This is a genomic window from Paenibacillus sp. A3, assembly GCF_001399685.1.
Lineage (GTDB): Bacteria > Bacillota > Bacilli > Paenibacillales > NBRC-103111 > Paenibacillus_G.
Window position 1 is genome coordinate 1 of sequence record NZ_JTHN01000323.1, and the last position, 1,286, is coordinate 1,286.

At 56.1% G+C, this 1,286-nt stretch carries 1 protein-coding gene and 2 pseudogenes; all 3 read right to left on the bottom strand.

Features of this window, described 5'->3' with window-relative positions:
- Nucleotides 1–316 (bottom strand): annotated as a pseudogene (locus QJ48_RS39095) (SpoIIIAH-like family protein); the annotation flags it as partial.
- A 64-nt stretch (nucleotides 317–380) separates the two neighbouring features.
- A complete protein-coding gene (gene spoIIIAG, locus QJ48_RS34045; RefSeq protein ID WP_054977714.1) occupies nucleotides 381–1,013 on the bottom strand; it encodes a stage III sporulation protein AG in 633 nt (210 codons plus the stop codon).
- 5 nt (nucleotides 1,014–1,018) lie between these two features.
- Nucleotides 1,019–1,286 (bottom strand): annotated as a pseudogene (locus tag QJ48_RS37815) (hypothetical protein); the annotation flags it as partial.

Here is a 1,286-nt window from a genome sequence, read left to right on the forward strand (position 1 = left end):
GTTTTGGCTCCGGCTTCACCTCAGGCTTCTGCTCGGGTTTCATCTCGGGCTTCTGTTCCGGTTTCACCTCAGGCTTCTGTTCGGGCTTTACTTCCGGCTTTTGTCCCGGTTTTTGCTCGCCTCTCGGACCGGCGTTCGCATCCGTCGCCGCGGGATGCATCGCGTCCGTTTGCCCGGCGCTGATCGTCATTTCCTTCGGCGTCGTTCCCGTCACTTCCACATTGCCCACGTCTTCCGTAAACAAGTAGTAGGCGGACAGCACCACCATCAAACTAAGCATGGATACAAGCCAAATGGTTTGTCTTTTCGAATTCATTGCATATCCTCCTTAACGTTTATCCTTGTTTAAAATTGAATGTATCGCACCGGCCTCGTACGGCTTACTGCTTGCGAGGCTGGATCGATATCCGGTGGGCAGGCACATCCAGCCCGCGTTCTACCGCTTCGGTAATCATTTTTTTCACCGTCAGGTTTTCCGCGCCCTTGGCGACGACGAGCACGCCGCGGATTTTCGGCTTTATCGTCTTGACGACGAGCGGCTGCTTGCCGCCCGAGATCTCGTAGAGCACAACTTCGCCGTTACGGGTCACGTCGGTGATATGTCTCGTGGCCCCCTGCGGATCTTTCTCATTGGTGATTTGCTGCGTTTCCTTGGTGTTGCGCTCGACGTTCAGTTCCTCCGTCGACTCAATGGTCACCAGCACTTCCACATCGCCCACTCCGACAATTTTCGACAAAATGTCTCTGAGCTCGGTTTCATACGCTTCCTCATAATCTTTGAATAGGCTTAGCTCTTTGCTTCCTTGACCGAAGGCCGGCTTGGTCTGATCGGGAGGAGACGCCCGTCCCGTGCCGATGGGATCCACCTCCTTCACGGTGATAAACGAGTTCAGAATCATAAGTGCAGCGCCTGCGAGCCCGAGCAGCAGCACCCATCGAAACGTCTGCACCCGCTTTGGACCGCCCGGGCCGCCGCCAAGCCACGATTGCATCCTTCTCCGCATCTCTCCCATCCGCATCACCTCCCCGCCGCCAGCTCCAGCCGGATTTGGTCTTCGCCTACCTGCCAATCCCGCTCCAACATCAGTAATATTTGCGTCTTTTTCTGCATCCATTCAGGCGATAGCTTATTTTCATCCGATTCCCTGCCGCTTATCCGGGAAACGGGCTTCGATTGCGGCTCTCCGATGCGGATATCGACACCTGCAACGGGTTCCACCGGCTTGACCGGTTCGACTCCTCTACCCGGCCTTGAAGCCGTATCCGTAACGGACGTAACCGGCGGC

Bases quoted from the DNA above. Each gene is read 5' to 3' on its own strand.
- spoIIIAG (WP_054977714.1), bottom strand. From the start codon at position 1,013: ATGGGAGAGATGCGGAGAAGGATGCAATCGTGGCTTGGCGGCGGCCCG.